At 60.8% G+C, this 17,329-nt stretch carries 16 protein-coding genes and 1 tRNA gene; 8 read left to right on the top strand and 9 right to left on the bottom strand.

All coding sequences use genetic code 11. The features are described from left to right. Positions 1–108: 108 nt before the first annotated feature. Positions 109–1,536, bottom strand: coding sequence for a mannose-1-phosphate guanylyltransferase/mannose-6-phosphate isomerase (locus D4A92_RS01145; RefSeq protein WP_203017548.1), 1,428 nt, complete (start codon positions 1,534–1,536; stop codon positions 109–111). A gap of 259 nt (positions 1,537–1,795) precedes the next feature. On the opposite strand from D4A92_RS01145, the gene D4A92_RS01140 reads away from it, so the two are divergent. From D4A92_RS01140 to D4A92_RS01130, 3 genes are all read left to right on the top strand, one after another. Further along, a complete protein-coding gene (locus tag D4A92_RS01140; RefSeq protein WP_348649892.1) occupies positions 1,796–2,491 on the top strand; it encodes a fumarylacetoacetate hydrolase family protein in 696 nt (231 codons plus the stop codon). A gap of 1 nt (position 2,492) precedes the next feature. Then, entirely contained in the window at positions 2,493–2,918 is a 426-nt protein-coding gene (locus tag D4A92_RS01135) for a hypothetical protein (RefSeq protein ID WP_203017546.1), read from the top strand. A 111-nt stretch (positions 2,919–3,029) separates the two neighbouring features. Continuing rightward, on the top strand, positions 3,030–3,248 hold the full coding sequence (locus D4A92_RS01130; RefSeq protein WP_203017545.1) for a hypothetical protein: 219 nt from the start codon (positions 3,030–3,032) through the stop codon (positions 3,246–3,248). A 149-nt stretch (positions 3,249–3,397) separates the two neighbouring features. Here D4A92_RS01130 and D4A92_RS01125 read toward each other — a convergent pair. Both D4A92_RS01125 and cpdR1 read right to left on the bottom strand, forming a co-directional pair. Further along, positions 3,398–3,472: transfer RNA gene (locus tag D4A92_RS01125), tRNA-Val, on the bottom strand. Between the two features lie 95 nt (positions 3,473–3,567). After that, the gene (gene cpdR1, locus D4A92_RS01120; protein WP_006726917.1) at positions 3,568–3,930 is read right to left on the bottom strand and encodes a response regulator CpdR1; all 363 of its coding nucleotides are present in this window, start codon (positions 3,928–3,930) and stop codon (positions 3,568–3,570) included. A 198-nt stretch (positions 3,931–4,128) separates the two neighbouring features. Between cpdR1 and D4A92_RS01115 the strand changes: the two genes are divergently transcribed. Continuing rightward, complete coding sequence (locus D4A92_RS01115; protein WP_203017544.1) at positions 4,129–5,004, top strand: N-formylglutamate amidohydrolase; 876 nt, start codon at positions 4,129–4,131, stop codon at positions 5,002–5,004. A gap of 326 nt (positions 5,005–5,330) precedes the next feature. Continuing rightward, positions 5,331–6,107, top strand: coding sequence for a histidinol-phosphatase (hisN, locus tag D4A92_RS01110; RefSeq protein WP_203017543.1), 777 nt, complete (start codon positions 5,331–5,333; stop codon positions 6,105–6,107). A 10-nt stretch (positions 6,108–6,117) separates the two neighbouring features. On the opposite strand, the gene D4A92_RS01105 is transcribed toward hisN, so the two are convergent. Next, on the bottom strand, positions 6,118–7,110 hold the full coding sequence (locus D4A92_RS01105) for an alpha/beta fold hydrolase (protein WP_203017541.1): 993 nt from the start codon (positions 7,108–7,110) through the stop codon (positions 6,118–6,120). A 399-nt stretch (positions 7,111–7,509) separates the two neighbouring features. Between D4A92_RS01105 and D4A92_RS01100 the strand changes: the two genes are divergently transcribed. Further along, on the top strand, positions 7,510–7,980 hold the full coding sequence (locus D4A92_RS01100) for an Hsp20 family protein (RefSeq protein WP_203017539.1): 471 nt from the start codon (positions 7,510–7,512) through the stop codon (positions 7,978–7,980). A gap of 27 nt (positions 7,981–8,007) precedes the next feature. On the opposite strand, the gene D4A92_RS01095 is transcribed toward D4A92_RS01100, so the two are convergent. From D4A92_RS01095 to D4A92_RS01075, 5 genes are all read right to left on the bottom strand, one after another. Beyond that, on the bottom strand, positions 8,008–8,607 hold the full coding sequence (locus D4A92_RS01095) for a DoxX family protein (RefSeq protein ID WP_203017537.1): 600 nt from the start codon (positions 8,605–8,607) through the stop codon (positions 8,008–8,010). 8 nt (positions 8,608–8,615) lie between these two features. Continuing rightward, complete coding sequence (locus D4A92_RS01090; RefSeq protein WP_246754000.1) at positions 8,616–9,395, bottom strand: HvfC/BufC N-terminal domain-containing protein; 780 nt, start codon at positions 9,393–9,395, stop codon at positions 8,616–8,618. Beyond that, positions 9,385–10,269 (bottom strand): MNIO family bufferin maturase, encoded by an 885-nt coding sequence (gene bufB, locus D4A92_RS01085; RefSeq protein WP_203019780.1) that lies wholly within the window; start codon positions 10,267–10,269, stop codon positions 9,385–9,387. The genes D4A92_RS01090 and bufB overlap by 11 nt, the downstream gene beginning before the upstream one ends. A gap of 101 nt (positions 10,270–10,370) precedes the next feature. After that, complete coding sequence (locus tag D4A92_RS01080; RefSeq protein ID WP_203017533.1) at positions 10,371–10,673, bottom strand: BufA1 family periplasmic bufferin-type metallophore; 303 nt, start codon at positions 10,671–10,673, stop codon at positions 10,371–10,373. Positions 10,674–10,818: 145 nt separating this feature from the next. Then, the gene (locus tag D4A92_RS01075) at positions 10,819–11,865 is read right to left on the bottom strand and encodes a threonine aldolase family protein (protein ID WP_203017531.1); all 1,047 of its coding nucleotides are present in this window, start codon (positions 11,863–11,865) and stop codon (positions 10,819–10,821) included. Positions 11,866–12,278: 413 nt separating this feature from the next. Between D4A92_RS01075 and gltB the strand changes: the two genes are divergently transcribed. Then, positions 12,279–16,997 (top strand): glutamate synthase large subunit, encoded by a 4,719-nt coding sequence (gene gltB / locus D4A92_RS01070; RefSeq protein ID WP_203017529.1) that lies wholly within the window; start codon positions 12,279–12,281, stop codon positions 16,995–16,997. A gap of 58 nt (positions 16,998–17,055) precedes the next feature. Beyond that, positions 17,056–17,328 (top strand): antitoxin, encoded by a 273-nt coding sequence (locus D4A92_RS01065; protein ID WP_203017528.1) that lies wholly within the window; start codon positions 17,056–17,058, stop codon positions 17,326–17,328. Position 17,329 lies beyond the last annotated feature (1 nt).

Below are 17,329 nucleotides of genomic sequence, written 5' to 3'. Positions count from 1 at the left end.
TGCCGTTTTTTCCGGCTTGCGTCGATCTTGTGCAATGCAGCGCCATAAAGCAAGCGGCCCGGACGGTGGAAGCCGCCGGGCCGCGCAGATGCGGTGTATGACCTGAACTCAGCTTCTGCCGAATTCGTCGACCAGGCGGATGATGTCGTCCTCGCCTAGATATGAGCCGGTCTGGACCTCGATCACTTCGAGGCGGATCTTGCCGGGATTGGCGAGGCGGTGGACGGACCCTTGCGGGATGTAGATCGACTGGTTCTCGTGCAAGACGGTCACCTTGTCGTCGATCGTCACCTCGGCCGTGCCCTTGACGCAGACCCAGTGTTCGGCGCGGTGGTGATGCTTCTGCAGCGAAAGCTTTTTTTCCGGGTGCACGAAGAGACGCTTCACCTGGAAGCGATCGCCATTGAGGATCGAGGTATAGCCACCCCAGGGGCGAAGGGCCGTCGGGTGGTTTTCGGTGAGATGCGCCGTCTTCTTGTCCGCTGCGAGCATCTTGACGAGATTGCCGACATCCTGGGCCCGGTCGAGGCGGCCGACATAGACGGCATCTTCCGAAGCGATCACGGCGACGCCTTCCATGCCCTGGACGGCGAGATGCGCGTTGCGCGACATGATCAGGGAATTGGTCGTATCAGAGACCGTGGCATTGCCATTGACCACATTGCCGTTTTGATCGCCTTCCGCGAGCTTCCAGATCGCATCCCAGCTGCCGAGGTCGGACCAGACGATCGGAGCCGGCACGACGGCGGCGTTCGGCGTCTTTTCCATGACGGCATAGTCGATCGAGATGCTCGGGCTTGCCGCAAAGCTCTCCGCGTCGAGGCGTGTGAAGTCGAGATCGCCCTTGGCCTTTTCGATCGAGGTCCGGACGGCTGCGAGAACATCCGGCGCCAGCGTCTCGAGCTCAGCAATCATCTGGCCGGCGGAGAAGACAAACATGCCAGAGTTCCAGGCATAGTTGCCGCTCGCCAGCATCTTTTCGGCGACCTCGGCCTTCGGCTTTTCGACGAAGCGTGCGACCTCGTTTACGCCATTGCCGAGGTCGTCGCCGATCTCGATATAGCCATAGCCGGTTGCGGGCTCGGTGGGGGTGATGCCGAAGGTGACGATCTTGCCGTCCCGCGCCGCATGGGCCGCCTTTTGCACGCAGCCGCGATAGGTATCGTCGACGGTGATCTCGTGGTCCGATGGCAAGATCTGGATCAGCGTTTCGCTGCCATGGCGCTCACCGACGATGAGCGCAGCGGCCGCGACGGCAGCCGCGGTGTTGCGCGCCTCCGGCTCCAGGATGATGCCATCAAGCGAAACGCCGATCTCGCGGGCCTGTTCGGCGACGAGGAAGCGGAAGTCCTCGTTGGTCACAATGACAGGGGCGTCGTAGATCGTCGCGTCGGAGACGCGGGCCAGCGTCTTCTGCAGCAAGGTCTCATCGCCGAGGAACCGGATGAACTGCTTCGCAGCGGCTGCGCGCGACAGAGGCCAAAGCCTTGTTCCCTTGCCGCCGGCCATGATGACCGGCACGATCTTGTTGCTCATGTTCTTATGCCTTTCGATGTCTTGCCGGGGCGGATCCGTCCCGGCTGATGTCGGAGCGAGCACTTATGCCTCACGGGCAGGTGAACGCAGCTGCGGCGGTTTTGTTACATGTTTGGCGGTTGGTTCCAAGCCCGGCCGATCATTCAACCTTGCCAATCAAGCCGGATGCATTGCCGCGTTCAGACGGTTATGCTGGTGATCCCCGCTGGCAGTCTTGGCGGGCCCGAGCCTCATCAATCCAGAGAGAATGTCCTTGTCCGTGACCCGTCCGCTGTTTTCCGTTCCGACCGCCCCGCTTATCCCAGTTCATGGCATGGCGGAGGGCTTTCCCATTCACCGGATCTTCTGTGTCGGGCGAAATTACGCCGCCCATGCCGCCGAGCTCGGCAACACCGTCGATCGCGTCGCGCCCTTCTACTTCACCAAGCCTGCAACGGGTCTCGTTCTTGATGGAGGCGCGATCGCCTATCCGCCCGGCACGGCAGATTATCACCACGAGATCGAACTCGTGATTGCCATCGGAAAGCCGGTCTTCCGGGTCTCGACCGATGACGCGATGAAGGCGGTGTTCGGCTATGCCGTCGGGCTCGACATGACGAGGCGCGATCTGCAGAACGCCATGAAGGAAAAACAGCGTCCCTGGGACATTGCGAAAGCCTTCGAGGAGTCGGCCGTGATCGGTGCGATCACCCCGGCCGCTGAATTTGTGCCAGATGCACAGCGCATCTCGCTTGTGGTCAATGGCAGCCCGCGCCAGGAAGGCCATCTCAACGAAATGGTCTGGTCGGTGCCGGAGATGATCAGCCATCTGTCGCGTTACTATCACCTGACGCCCGGCGACCTGATCTTCACCGGCACGCCGTCTGGCGTCGGCGCGCTGCAGCCGGGCGACCGGCTTGAAGGCGCGGTCGAAGGGCTCTCGCCGATCTCCGTCGCCATCGGTCCGGCGGCATGAGATGACTTTGCCGGGGCAAGGGCAGGGCCCGGCGCTGGTGCCGGGCCGCGATTGCGGCAGTTGTTCGCTCTGCTGCATCCTTCCCGATATCGCAGAATTTGACAAACCGGCGAATGAGCCGTGTCGCCACTGTCTGCCCGGCGGCGGCTGCGACGCCTATGATGTCAGGCCTTCGACCTGCCGCGACTTTTACTGCCTGTGGCGCACCGATCCGACGCTCGGGGACGAATGGGAGCCTAGGTTGAGCCGGATGATGATGTATGCGCAGGGGCCGCAGCTGACGGTGCTGGTGGAGCCGGAGGCGGCCGCGATCTGTCGAGAGGCGCCTTATCTCGGGGAGCTTGAGGCGCGGGCGCGGATGCTGAAGCCAATGGGCGGCTATGTGGTGGTTTATGCGGGGGAAGCGGTTTCGGTGGTGAAGGGGTGAGCGTTCAGAGCCGGGTAGCCAAGTAAATTGCCGTATGCCGTCCCTTCGACTGTTGCTAAAATCGTGAAAAGCGTGTTCCTTCTAGCTTGCAACCAAAGAAGGAATGAACGAATGGCTGATAAGAACGTAGTTCATCTTGGTGAAAATTCACCAGAGGAGGTTGCCTTCAAACTCTTTGCGACAATCGCTGCAGTTGAACAGAAAAGCGTTTCAGCGAGCGATCCAGATAATCTGAAGGCAGGATGGACCAAGGCGGACAGGACTTGGATTCTTCAAACGTATGCCGAATGTATCGATACGGTGCGAACAGCGTACTATTCTAAAAAATGAATTTGCTGCGCTGCCTATTTCTATACGGTGAGACGCTCCAGTTTTTGCCGACAGATGACCAAGCCTTATGATTCGCGATTCCAAGCGGATTGCAAACCAGAAACCAAAAAGGGCTCGCCGTTTCCGGCAAGCCCTTGAAAGAATTCGAATGGTGGGCGTGACAGGGATTGAACCTGTGACCCCTACGATGTCAACGTAGTGCTCTCCCGCTGAGCTACACGCCCATCCGATGAGCGGCTTAAGACCACAAAACCTGTTCGCCCGTCAATAGGCATTTTGCAGTTTTGTGAAGAGATTTTTTCAACCCCTTCGGCAGGCCTTACGCAGCAAGGAGTTTGTTCACTTCGTCGACGAGATCGCGAAGGTGGAAAGGCTTGGACAGGACCTTTGCGTCTTTCGGCGCCTTCGAGTCGGCGTTCAAGGCAACGGCTGCAAAGCCGGTGATGAACATGACCTTCAGGTCCGGATCGAGTTCGGTGGCGCGGCGCGCGAGCTCGATGCCGTCCATTTCCGGCATCACGATGTCGGTGAGGAGAAGGGAGAAGGGTTCTTCCCGCAGGCGGTCATAGGCTGAGGCGCCGTTGTCGAAGGAGGAGACCTTGTAGCCTGCCTTTTCGAGCGCCTTTACCAGGAACCGGCGCATGTCGTTGTCATCTTCGGCGAGAAGGATTTTCTGAGTCATTTAGGGACCGCTGTACTCGATTGCATGGGTAAGCTTGCAGCCGCTCACTTTAGGTTCGGCTCAGTAAAGAACCGGTGAACAACGAAAAAGTGAGCCTGCTCCGCCATTTCCGGGAGTATGGACTTTGCACCGGGCGACTGGCAACATGAGAGACGCAACAAGTTTGTGACTTGGTAAAGAAGAGGCCCTGGGAAGCGGATGACCAACGAAATCGAGCTGTTTGAGGTTCGAGAGCCCGCGATCCAGACCATTCCATTCGTCTATAATTCCCCGCATAGCGGCCGTCACTATCCGACGACCTTCCTCGGCGAGTCGCGACTCGACGAAATTTCGATTCGCCGGTCAGAGGATCATTATGTCGACGAGCTGTTCTCGGCTGCGCCCGGATTCGGCGCGCCGATGCTCGTTGCGCATTTCCCCCGCGCCTATGTCGACGTCAACCGCGAGCCCTACGAGCTCGATCCCCGGATGTTTTCCGATCCGCTACCGCCCTTTGCCAACAGCAATTCCGCGCGTGTCGCGGGTGGGCTCGGCACGATCCCGCGCATCGTTGCCGAGAATATGGAGATCTACGAGCGCCGCATGCCGCTGTCGGTCGCCATGGAGCGGATCGAGAGTTGTTACAAGCCCTATCATGTCTGTCTGCGCCGGCTGATTGCCCGGACCCATGCGATGTTCGGTTTCGGCGTGTTGATCGACTGCCATTCCATGCCCGGCAATATTCGGGTGGCCGGGAGCGGCCTGAAGCCCGATTTCATCGTCGGCGACCGTTACGGGACGAGTGCTTCCGCCGAGCTCAGTCAGGCCGCTTTGCAGTTCTTCGAGGATCTCGGCTTTACGGCCGTGCGCAACAAGCCGTATGCAGGGGGCTTCATCACCGAGCATTACGGCCGTCCGGCCCGTGGGCTGCACGCTCTGCAGATCGAGGTCAACCGCTCGATCTATATCGACGAGACGACGCTCGAAAAGCGCTCGGACTTCGATGCGCTGGCCGGCTCGCTCGCGGTGTTCATGGAGCAGATGGCAGACTTCGTCGCCGACTATGCCGGCGACCGGGCCCTCGCTGCCGAGTAAGTTTTTCCCATTCCCGGATGTTGCGGCTCTCGGCGCTCTGTGCCGGGCAAAAAAAACCGCGCTCGTGGCGCGGTTAAGTCTAGGGAGGAAACACCCAAGGAGGGTATTTACAGTCAGAAGACTGTGATTGAGACGTTAGATGTTGCGGTGCACCATTGTCAAGATGAATCTTGGTGCTTTTTTGAGCAAGGCCAAAATTTACGCAATTCGGTGCTCTGGGGCCTGTTCGCGGGCGTCCGGTGAGGTCGAAGAAGGCGGTCGACGGTGGTTTTCTTTCCCCGCGACTGGCATTAAGACGGAACTCCCTCCAGACGACGGATTTTCCCATGCGCCCTGATCGTGATTTCTTCTTTCGCTTGGCCGATGCCGCCAGGGCCGAGACCCTTCCGCGCTTTCGCTCGGGCCTGTCCGTGGTCAACAAGGAGAAAGCCGGTTTCGACCCGGTCACCGAAGGCGACCAGGCGGCCGAAATCGCGATCCGCAAGCTGATCGAAGCAGAATTTCCGACCCATGGCATTCTCGGTGAAGAGCACGAGAATATCCGCATGGATAGCGATCATCTCTGGGTCATCGATCCGATCGACGGCACACGGGCCTTCATTTCCGGCGTTCCCGTCTGGGGCACGCTGATCGGCTTTCAGGAGAAGGGTAGGTCGGTCATGGGGCTGATGGAGCAGCCGTTTACCGGTGAGCGCTACTATGCCGATGGCGAGCGCTCCTGGTATTTTGGTCCTGACGGCGAGCGGCAGAATGCCGTCCGCGATTGCGGATCGCTCGAAAACGCGATCCTCTTCACCACTTCGCCGCATCTCTTCAAGGATTGGGAAGTCGAGCGTTTCGAGGCGGTGCAGGACAAGGTCAAGCTCTTCCGCTACGGCGTCGATTGCTATGCCTATTGCCTGCTCGCTGCCGGTCATATCGATCTCGTCATCGAGACAGTCTTGAAGCCTTATGACGTTGGGGCGCTGATCCCGATCATCGAGCAGGCGGGCGGCGTGATCACCACCTGGGACGGCGGGCGACCGGAGGCTGGCGGTTCGATCATTGCGGCCGGATCCAGGGCCGTGCATGCTGAGGCCATGGACATGTTGAAGCGCGGCTAAGCTCGGTCGCTCAGGCCTCCAGGGTGGAGACTGTCAGTTCTTCGGCGGGATCTGCCGCGTCGGGCTCGCCGCCCGGCATGAAGGCAAAGATCGCGGCTAGCGCCTGTTTGCGGTAGCGATCCTGCTCTTGCAAGATTTCGTGGCGTGCGCCGGGGACCGGCACTAGCTGGCCGGCGCGGAAATATTGCGCCATGGACTCCTGATAGTGATACGGCACGATCGGGTCATTGCCGGGCGCGATGATCACCGTCGGCACCGTGATCGATGCGAGATGGCCCGGCTTGCGGATGGAGTCGATCGCCTTCTGGCTCTCGTAGAGCCAGCGCGCCGTGGGTGGGCCAAGTGCCAGTTCCGGATGGTCGAGCATGAGCCGCTGGTTGCGGGCAAAGCGCAGGGCATCCGATGTCAGCGGATTTCCCTCGAAGGGTTTCAAGGGCTCGTCCTTCGTCAGCGAAATGCCGCCGAAACCGGTGAAGCTTGCGAGGGTCGCAATCCGGCGGATATTCTCCGGCGATGTCTTCTGGCCGCCGAGGCCGACGAAGGGGGCCGCCAGCACCATGCGCTCGATGCGGTTGGAAAGACGTGGAGCCGCCTTCAAGGCGATCAGGCCACCGGTGGAGTGGGCGAGCAGGAAGAAGGGCAGACGGGTGTCGGGCAGCACGATCTGTTCGAGGAAGATCTCGAGGTCGCGGACATAATGGTCGAAGCGGCCGACATGTCCTCGGCGCGGATCCTTCTTCAGCAGCCGTTCTGATCCGCCCTGGCCGCGAAAATCATAGGTCGCGACCCAGAAGCCGCTTTCATTGAGTTCGCGGATCGTCTCGAAATACTTTTCGATGCTCTCGTTTCGTCCATGCAACAGGACGATCGTGCCCTTGATCTTCGGGGCACTCGACCGGAAGACCGCGTAGCGCAGGCGGATGCCGCGATGGCCCTCGAAGTAGCCGACCTGCGGCGTGCCGGGAATCGGGTTTCCGGGGGTGGCGTGAAGAATGGCGTCCATGCCTGCAACTGCCTGTCGGTTGAAGTCGCGTCTCGTCTCTTGGGGATAGGCCGCAGCCCGGTCGCAAGTCAAAGAAAAAAGCCGGAACCGCAGACGGAGGGCTGCGGTTCCGGCGAAGTCCGGCCGAAGTGGAAGGGACGATATCTCCGGCCCGGTCGGTCGAGACAACCGATGATCCAAACCTAGATGAGTATGCTTGAACCCGGCTTGAACCAGGCGTTCACCCGCAGTTCATCGCGGGATGAGCGGCGCTTGAACGGAAGATCTTGAATTCGATCTAGGCATTTCCCACATCGGTTCTGCGGACGCCAGAAGGGTCCGCGGACCGCCGCCAGCATCGCCCCAAGCGGGATGCCAGCGGCCTCAAGAGAACGCCAACGTCGCTTCAAGGAGGACACAATGCGTCACGTCGATTTTTCCCCGCTCTACCGTTCCACCGTCGGTTTCGATCGTCTGTTCACCATGCTGGACAGCCTCGGTCAGCCGGAGCAGGCCCAGAGCTATCCGCCCTATAACATCGAACGCACCGGCGAGAACCTCTACCGGATCACCATGGCCGTTGCCGGCTTCGACGAAAGCGAGCTTTCAATCGAGGCGCATGCCCATGTGCTCACCGTCAAGGGTGAGAAGGCCGAAGACGAGAAGGTCGAGCAGAGCGAATTCCTTTATCGCGGCATTGCCAAGCGCGCCTTCGAGCGCCGCTTCCAGCTGGCCGATCATGTGGAAGTCACTGCAGCCTCGCTGAAGAACGGCCTGCTGCACATCGATCTGCTGCGCAACATACCCGAAGCGATGAAGCCGCGCCGGATCTCGATTGCCGCAGAACCCCTCGGCAGCGCGCCCAAGGCGATCGAGGCGCATGTGAACTGATCGTTTCCCAGACGATCTGGCCCCTGGTCAGGCGGTCGGCGAAAGCCGGCCGCTTTTTTCATGTCCTGCCATCCGTTGGGTCCAGATCGTGCAGAGCAGCTTGTCGAGCGAAAGCATCCCCGCGCCCTTTACGGCGAGATAGGCGAGCGGGAAGATCCAGAGCAGGCGCTGATCGAGGATGACGCTGTCGGGAAAACGGTCGAACAAGGCGCCGATCGTGCCGGCATCGACATTGTGGACGAGGATGTCGGTCAAGCTCTGCACCACGATGAAGGCGATCATGCCAAGGGCGGCCATGCGGGTGAAAAGGCCGGCGACGAGCAGCAACGGCAGAATGATTTCGCCATAGGAGCCGACGAAGACCATCAGCCCCCAGGGGAAGAAGGATACGGCCGAGACATCGCCGCCGGCTGCGTCTACGGCCGGCAGGGCGATCTGGTAGTAGGCGCTATCGGCAATCGAGAAGGGGCCGTCGAACTTGGTCAGGGCCGAGTTGACGTAATAGGGCACCAGCACTGCCAGGAAGACGAAGCGCGCGAAGAGCCCGAGCAGCCAACGGTCGAGCATGGGCTCCATCCGACGGATCGTGCGGCGGTAGTATTCGATGATTGTGATGGCAGATGTCATGGCAGATGTCATGGTCTTTCGCTTTCCGGGAGAAGGTCGATCGTGGCAAATGCGCCCGAAGTGAGGGCAAGGCCGATAAGGGCAGGGATGTCGGCGGCTTCCTCTCCGGCCGCGAGACAGGCGTCGCCGAGCGCATGGCCGCTGAGAAGTCTTTCAAAGAAGGTAGCCCCGCCCAAGGGCAGGATTTCGATCGAAACATCGAAGGCCGGACGGGTGACGAGCACGGCTTCTTCTCGAAGCGGGTTCACGCCGTCCAGCGGCATGCCGGCCCGGTCAAGGCGGCATATGGTGCCGGCGGCGTGACCGAGGCGGCTCATGCGCGTCGCTGGCTGAGGCCGAAAGCGTATGTTTGCCAGTTCCTCAGCCGGGATTTGTGCAAGCGCTGCCGGATCGAAGGGGGCGACGTCCTCTGCATGATAGGCATCGAGCCAGAGCCGCTCGACACGGGCGACATCTGCAAGAAAGGGCAGGTCCGCCGCCGGCGGGAAGGACTCGAGAAACGCGGGAAAGCTCTCGCCATAGGTGAAGAGCAGGGGAGAGGTGGGCGGATGGGCGGCCACATAGAATCGGGCCATGGCGCGAAAAAAGTCTTCGCCAACAAGGTTCTGGACCGTCGGAAAGATTGAAGCGAGAGCATCGACCAGCGAGACGGTGACATTGTTGCGGTAGACCGAGAAGCGGCGTTGCGGTCGCGTCTCTTCGCGACCCGTCAACCCTTCCGGAGAAGGCAGATCCGGTGCGAAAAGCGCTTCAGCGAAGGCGCCGCTGGAGACTGGGTCAGGACGCATGGCGAAGTCCCAGATCGGCCGCGACATGGCGGTCGAGAATCGCCTCGGCCAGTTGCGCCTCGCGTTTGAGGACGGACCAGTCGGGCACTTCATTGTCCCATTCGATGAGAGTCGGCAGGGGGCCGAGCTTGCCGATGACATGGGCGTAGAGATCCCAGACGAGATCGTTGACGGGGCGGTCATGGCTGTCGATCAGCAGCGGGAGACCGGCATCGTCGATATCTGCCGCATGGCCGGCCAGATGAATCTCCTCGACGCAGAGGAGTGGGAAATCGGCGAGATAGTCGCGGGCGCCGTAACCGTGATTGGTGGCCGACACATGAACATTGTTGATGTCGAGCAAAAGGCCGCAGCCAGTGCGGCGCGCAATCGCCCGAATAAAGTCCGTCTCGCTCATGGTGGAGGCTTCAAAGCCGAGATAGGTCGACGGGTTCTCGAGCAGGATCCGGCGTCCTAGCGTCTCCTGTACCTGGTCGATGTGGTCGCAGACCCTGTTCAGCGTCGCTGCGTCATAAGGTACGGGCAAGAGATCGTTGAAGAAGTGGCTTTCATGGGTGGACCAGGCGAGATGTTCCGACACCTGTTCCGGCTGGTAGCGGTCGACGACCGTCTTGAGGCGTGCGAGATGCTCCGGGTCCAGGCCGGTCGGGCTGCCGATCGAGAGGCCGACGCCGTGGATCGAAAGCGGGAAGTCCTCGCGCATGCGGGTTAGCATGCGGTGTGGATGCCCGCCGGCGCCCATGTAGTTTTCGGCATGCACTTCGAGAAAGCCTATGCGGAAATCATCCGCGAGAATTGCGTCGGCATGCTGAGGCTTGAAGCCTGCGCCTGCACGGCAGGGGAGGCGGGCGGCAGTGCCGTGACGGTTGGTGATCTCTAAGGCGGGGTGGACAGACACTGCCGGCTCCTCAAGCGTTCGTCCTGGAAAGGAAAGCGGGGCGGCACCTGCGGACGAGCCGCAGGTGCCGTGCTGTCTCAAGCCTTCGGAAGGTCGCGGTCGAGGGCTTCGAGCGAGCCCATACGGCCATCCGGAAGCGCCATCGCGGTGCAGGTGCCCTTGGCGACATAGGTCCAGGCATTGCCCTGATAATCGACCTTGGATGTGCCGGCGCAGGTGGTGCCGGGGCCGGCGGCGCAATCGTTCTTGCCGGCCATGGAAACGCCGAAGCAGCGTTCCTTTTCCTGGGCGACGGCTGGGCCGGACAGAAGGGCGGCGCTGCCGATGGCCATGGTGACGGCGGCGGCGAGGGCGGCCGTATTGATGGCGGTCTTGGTCATGAAATGTCTCCTCGGATCGTGATGCGTGGTGTCGTTGAAGCCCTCAACGGGGCTGGCAAACGCATCATGTCGAGGAGTTGTGTCTTTGAAAAATCAAGGTTTTTTGTGTAAAACGTGCGCGATTTATTTGTAAGAAACCTTGGGCTCAGACGACTTCTAAGAATTGATCTACGTCTTCTACTGTCGTTGCAAAGCTGGTCACCAGTCTAACTAGGACCTCGTTCTCGGCCGGCAAGGGAAGCCATCCGTGCGGGGGCTGCCATTCATGGAATTTCGCCCCCTTGGCACGGGCACGTTCGGCAGAGGATTTTTCGATGACGGCAAAGACCTCGTTCGCTGTGGTGTCCCAGGCAAGGCGAGCGGTGTTCTTCGCTGCGAGACCCGATCGCAGGCGGTCGGCCATGGCATTCGAATGGCCCGCGAGATCCAGCCAGAGGTTGCCGTCGAGATAGGCCTCGAGCTGGGCCGAGATGAAGCGGCTCTTGGAAAAGAGCTGGGCGGAACGCTTGCGGATGAAGGGCATGTCGGCCGCCATTTCGGGATCGAAGAAGACGATGGCTTCGGCACACCAGCAGCCGTTCTTGGTGCCGCCGAAGGAGAGAATGTCGACCCCGCGCTTCCAGGTCATCTCTGCCGGCGTTGCATCAAGTGCGACGAGGGCATTGGCGAATCGCGCGCCATCCATGTGCAGCGGCAGGTCACGCGCCTTCGCGATCGCCGCGATCCTGTCGAGCTCTTCGAGCGTGTAGACCGTGCCGACTTCGGTCGCCTGGGTCACGGTGACGGCCATAGCGCGGCCGTGATGGGGAGACGCCGGCTCGAAACGGGCTATCGCGGCCTCCAGTGCCTGTGGGTCGATCCTGCCTTCTGCGCCCTCCACGCCGAATAGCCGTGTACCGCCGGTCAGGAATTCCGGCGCGCCGCCTTCGTCGGCGTTGACGTGTGCATCGGCGTGACAGAAGCTGACGCCTCCGGCCTTGGCGACGCTGGCGAGCGCCAGCGAATTGGCAGCGGTGCCGGTTGCCACGAAGAAGACCGCAACCTCGCGTTCAAAAATGGTGCTGAACTGGTCTTCCACTGCCTTGTCCAGGTCGCTCGTGCCATAGGCGGAGGCGAAGCCCTGGGCATGGCGGGTGAGGCTTTCGGCGATCCTGGGATGGGCGCCGGACCAGTTGTCTGAAGCGAAGTGCATGGCATTATCCTGAGGCGGGAGTGATGCCAGGGACTTTATCTCTTTCCGCATGGCTATCAATGTGGCCCGGCCGTAACGCGGATAAAGCGTGTCAACTCCGCAATAAGGTGATGCAGCCATGGCAATTGGCGTAATAAAATTTCGCCCGTTGCCCCTGTGTCGTAATTTCGCATCCTTTGTCCGGTTAATTTTCCTGGGCAACTCTTGCATGAGCGTTTACTTTCTGTCATAGGAACAGCAGAAATTAGGTCAGACTAGTTGACCTAATTCCGGTTTCGAAGGCGATGTGTTTTCGGGCGTCATGGGGTGGTCAGTCGATCCGCGTAGGATTGGATGGTCGTCGCTGGCGCCCATCAGTGCCTGAGATGGGTCCAATCAGCCCGGCCAGTCCGGCTTCAACGGAGGTAAAGGTCATGACGAAGATTCCGTCATCCGAAGAGATCATGCGGTCCGCCAGTGCGGAAGCGGTCGCCGAGACGGCGATCGCGCGCACCGGTCTGCCTCTGAAACAGGGTCTCTACGATCCTCGCAACGAGCATGACGCCTGTGGCGTTGGCTTCATCGCCCATATGAAGGGGCAGAAGTCGCATCAGATCGTCAAGGACGGGTTGTTCATCCTCGAAAACCTCACCCATCGCGGCGCCGTCGGCGCAGATCCCTTGATGGGTGATGGCGCGGGCATTCTCGTGCAGATCCCCGACCGCTTCTTCCGCGAAGAGATGGCCGCCCAGGGTGTCACGCTGCCGAAGGCGGGCGAGTATGCCGTCGGTCACTTCTTCTTCCCGCAGGACGAACAGCAGATCGCGCATTTCAAGCAGGTGATCGCCGAGGTCTGTCAGTCCGAAGGTCAGCGCTTGCTCGGCTATCGCGACGTGCCGGTCGACAACTCGTCGCTGTCCAAAGCGCCCGAGATTGCTGCAACCGAGCCGCGGCAGATCCAGGTCTTCATCGGTGCTGGTCGTGATGCCGCAACCCAGGACGCCTTCGAGCGTCGCCTGTTCCTGCTGCGCAAGGTGATCTCCAACCGCATCTACGATCAGTATGGCGGCCAGGAAACCGGCTTCTATCCCGTGTCGCTGTCGTCCTCGACGATCGTCTACAAGGGCATGTTCCTCGCCTATCAGGTTGGCGCCTATTACAAGGATCTGGCCGATCCGCGCTTCGAGTCGGCCGTTGCCCTCGTGCACCAGCGCTTCTCGACCAACACCTTCCCGTCGTGGAAGCTTGCGCACCCCTACCGCATGGTCGCCCATAACGGCGAAATCAACACGCTGCGCGGCAACGTCAACTGGATGGCGGCGCGTCAGGCGTCCGTGTCCTCGCCGCTGTTCGGTGATGACATCTCCAAGCTCTGGCCGATCTCCTACGAAGGCCAGTCGGACACTGCCTGTTTCGACAACGCGCTCGAGTTCCTGCAGCGCGGCGGTTATTCTCTCGCGCATGCCGTGATGATGCTGATCCCGGAAGCCTGGGCAGGCAACCAGCTGATGAGCCCTGAACGGAAGGCCTTCTACGAGTATCACGCCGCTCTCATGGAGCCGTGGGATGGCCCCGCTGCCGTCTGCTTCACCGATGGTCGCCAGATCGGCGCGACGCTCGACCGCAACGGCCTGCGTCCGGCCCGTTATCTGGTGACTGACGACGATCGCGTCATCCTGGCTTCCGAAGCCGGTACTCTGCCGGTGCCGGAAGAGCGCATCGTCAAGAAGTGGCGTTTGCAGCCGGGCAAGATGCTCTTGATCGACATGGCGGAAGGTCGCATCATCTCGGACGAAGAGGTGAAGTCGAGCCTTGCCAAGAGCCATCCGTATCGCGAGTGGCTGGATCGCACCCAGCTGATCCTCGAAGACCTGAAGCCGGTAGAGCCGCGCGCGCTTCGCCGCGACGTGTCGCTCCTCGATCGTCAGCAGGCCTTCGGCTACACCACCGAAGACACCAAGCTCCTGATGTCGCCGATGGCGACGACTGGCCAGGAAGCGATTGGTTCGATGGGGACCGATACGCCGATCTCGGCGATGTCGACGAAGTCGAAGCTGCTCTACACCTATTTCAAGCAGAACTTCGCTCAGGTTACCAACCCGCCGATCGATCCGATCCGCGAGGAGCTCGTCATGAGCCTCGTCTCGTTCATCGGTCCGCGCCCGAACATCCTCGACCATGAAGGCATGGCGAATGCCAAGCGCATGGAAGTGCGTCAGCCGATCCTGACCAATGGCGATCTGGAAAAGATCCGCTCGATCGGTCATGTCGAGGATCGCTTCGATACCAAGACGCTCGACTTCACCTATGATGTCAGCCGTGGTGCCGAAGGCATGCCGGAAATGCTCGATCGGTTGTGCGAGCGGGCGGAAGCGGCCGTGCGCGGCGGCTACAACATCATCGTGCTTTCCGACCGTCAGATTGGCCCGGACCGGATCGCCATCCCGGCGCTGCTCGCGACCGCTGCCGTCCATCACCACCTGATCCGCAAGGGTTTGCGCACCTCGGTCGGTCTCGTGGTCGAATCCGGCGAGCCGCGCGAAGTGCATCATTTCTGCTGTCTCGCGGGCTTCGGCGCCGAGGCGATCAACCCCTATCTCGCCTTCGACACGCTGCTCGACATGCACAAGCATGGCGAATTCCCCAAGGAAGTGTCTGAAGACGAAGTCGTCTATCGCTACATCAAGGCTGTGGGTAAGGGCATTCTGAAGGTCATGTCCAAGATGGGCATCTCGACCTACCAGTCCTATTGCGGAGCGCAGATCTTCGACGCGATTGGTCTTTCATCGGCGCTGGTCGACAAGTATTTCTTCGGCACCGCGACGACCATCGAGGGCATCGGCCTCGAGGAGATCGCCGAGGAAACGGTCACTCGTCACCTCTCGGCCTTCGGCAAGGATCCGGTTCTCGCCAGCACGCTCGATGTCGGCGGTGAATATGCCTACCGCATGCGTGGCGAAAACCATGCCTGGAGCCCTGATTCGATCGCGTCGCTGCAGCATGCCGTACGCGGCAACAGCCAGGACCGATACCGCGAATTCGCCGAAATGGTGAATGACAGCAATCTCAGGATGAACACCATCCGTGGCCTGTTCAAGATCAAGAAGGCCGAAGACCTCGGACGCAAGCCTGTATCGATCGACGAGGTCGAGCCTGCTGTCGATATCGTCAAGCGCTTCTCGACGGGTGCCATGTCCTTCGGCTCGATCAGCCGCGAGGCGCATACCACGCTCGCGATTGCCATGAACAAGATCGGCGGCAAGTCGAACACAGGTGAAGGTGGCGAGGAAAGCGATCGTTACCTCCCGCTCGCTGACGGTTCCTCGAACCCAGAGCGTTCGGCGATCAAGCAGATCGCATCAGGCCGCTTCGGTGTGACCACCGAATACCTGGTCAATGCCGACGTATTGCAGATCAAGGTCGCCCAGGGTGCAAAGCCCGGCGAGGGCGGCCAGCTGCCCGGCCACAAGGTCGATGCGACGGTTGCCAAGACCCGTCATTCGACGCCGGGCGTTGGCCTCATTTCGCCGCCGCCGCATCATGACATCTACTCGATCGAAGATCTGGCCCAGCTGATCTACGACCTGAAGAACGTCAACCCGGAAGCCGATGTCTCGGTCAAGCTGGTCTCGGAAGTCGGCGTCGGCACGGTTGCCGCTGGCGTTGCCAAGGCACGCGCCGACCATATCACGGTCTCGGGCTTCGATGGCGGCACGGGTGCATCGCCGCTCACCTCGCTGAAGCACGCCGGTTCGCCATGGGAAATCGGTCTTGCCGAGACACAGCAGACGCTGGTCCTCAACGGTCTGCGTTCACGCATCGCCCTGCAGGTCGACGGTGGTCTGAAGACCGGCCGTGACGTCATTATCGGCGCGCTGCTGGGTGCCGACGAATTCGGCTTTGCGACGGCTCCGCTGATTGCGGCCGGCTGCATCATGATGCGCAAGTGCCATCTCAATACCTGCCCGGTTGGCGTCGCCACCCAGGATCCGGTTCTGCGCAAGCGCTTCAAGGGCACGCCCGAGCACGTGATCAACTACTTCTTCTTCGTGGCTGAAGAAGTGCGCGAGATCCTGGCGTCGCTTGGCGTGACCAAGCTCGACGAGATCATCGGTGCTTCCGAGCTTCTGGAAAAGGACGAGATGCTCGCCCACTGGAAGGCCAAGGGGCTCGATTTCTCGAAGATCTTCCACAAGGTCGATGCGCCGAAGTCCGCCACCTACTGGACCGAGCGTCAGAACCATCCGATCATCGACATTCTCGATCGCAAGCTGATCGAGAAGGCGATGCCGGCGCTGGAGGCCAAGCAGCCTGTCGTCTTCGACGTCGATATCAAGAATGTCGACCGCTCGGCCGGTGCCATGCTCTCTGGCGAAGTCGCCAAGCGCTACGGCCACAAGGGGCTGAAGGATGACACCATCCATGTCACGCTGAACGGCACGGCCGGTCAGTCCTTCGGCGCATTCCTCGCGCGCGGTATCACCTTCGATCTCGTGGGCGATGGCAACGACTATGTCGGCAAGGGCCTTTCGGGTGGCCGCATCGTGGTGCGCCCGCCGGAGAATGCCCGTATCATCGCGGAGAACTCGATCATCGTCGGCAATACCGTGCTTTACGGCGCGATCTCCGGCGAATGCTATTTCCGTGGTGTGGCCGGCGAACGTTTCGCTGTGCGTAACTCGGGTGCGATTGCCGTCGTCGAGGGCGTGGGTGACCACGGCTGCGAATACATGACGGGCGGCGTGGTCGTCGTGCTCGGTGAAACCGGCCGCAACTTCGCAGCCGGCATGTCGGGCGGTGTGGCTTACGTGCTCGACGAGAGCGGCGATTTCGCAAAGCGCTGCAACATGGCCATGGTTGAACTCGAGCCGGTTCCGGAAGAGGACGACATGCTGGAGAAGCTGCACCACCACGGCGGCGACCTCATGCACAAGGGCCTTGTTGACGTGTCGGGCGACATGACCCGCCACGACGAGGAGCGCCTCTACCAGCTGATCTCGAACCATCTGCACTATACGGGCTCGAACCGTGCCAAGCAGATCCTCGACAGCTGGGCCGAGTATCGTCCGAAGTTCCGCAAGGTCATGCCGGTGGAATACCGCCGTGCGCTTGAGGAGATGGAACGTATGCGCATGGGCGTGGCTGCGGAATAGTTCTACAGGTCCAAATGTTGTGATATGCTGTCAGCATATCACAAACGTGGGGTCCGATATGAACGAGCATTTGAAAGACGCTGGTGAAGGTGGCGAGGTTGCAGTCGCCATCTTCAAGAATGGTCGAAGCCGGGCTGTTCGCATCCCGAAGGAATTCGATCTTGAAGGTGATCGCGCCATCATGGTGCGGCAACCGGATGGTTCAATCCTGATGCGGACGGCAGTGACTGCCGGGTTGATCGAGTATCTCAAGCAGGCGGAAGCCTGGAGCGGAGAGGATTTCGTTGAGAATGACGATGATCTGGCACCGCTCGGCGAGGTCGAGATCTGAT

It is taken from the genome of Rhizobium rosettiformans (assembly GCF_016806065.1).
Lineage (GTDB): Bacteria > Pseudomonadota > Alphaproteobacteria > Rhizobiales > Rhizobiaceae > Allorhizobium.
The sequence above is the reverse complement of the archived record's forward strand: the minus strand, read 5'-3'. Positions and strand labels throughout refer to the sequence as shown.